The sequence below is a fragment of the Escherichia sp. XD33 genome (assembly GCF_019375075.1).
GTDB lineage: Bacteria > Pseudomonadota > Gammaproteobacteria > Enterobacterales > Enterobacteriaceae > Enterobacter > Enterobacter flexneri_A.
On the sequence record NZ_JAENDM010000341.1, the window covers coordinates 1 to 581 of the forward strand.

At 63.0% G+C, this 581-nt stretch carries 1 pseudogene; it reads right to left on the bottom strand.

Annotated features, from left to right (window positions below):
• A pseudogene (locus tag K0778_RS29270) lies at positions 1–581 on the bottom strand (RHS repeat protein); the annotation flags it as partial.

Consider the following 581-nt stretch of genomic DNA (forward strand, 5'->3'; position numbering starts at 1 on the left):
AGCCTGCCCGTGGCGCTGTAGCCGTATTCCCGCGTCTGTCGCGGGCCGCTGATGCGCACCAGGTCGCCGTTGTCACTCCACCCGTAGTCACGGTCATATACCAGGCTGTTCAGGTGCTGACTCTGTAACTGGCCTGCGGGGGTGTATGTGCTGGTCAGTTCGTATGCGGCATTACTGCCTGCCATGCTGCCGAAGCTGCGCACCGTCTCACGGTGCAGCCTGTCCCGCGTATACTCGACCAGCGGCGTCCCGCCCAGCTTCATTCCCGCCAGGTAACCGCTGCCATACGTCAGCCACTCCACCGGCGGCAGGCTGTCCGGCGTGACGCGGTTTGCCAGCCCCTGCTCGTTGTATGCGTGTTTCGTCTCATGCTGCCACAGCAGTTCCCCCGTCTCCGGGTTCTCCACCGTCTGGCATTCGCCGGTCAGGCGGCCTTTATCGTCATAGCCATAGTGGACGGCAACACGGTGGCCTTCGCTCAGGTGGCTGATGTCTGTCAGCCAGCCGTGGCCATCATACTGCCACTGCTCTGCCGGTTCGCCGTTCACCGTGCGGTGAGTGATACGGTCCGATTCATCGTA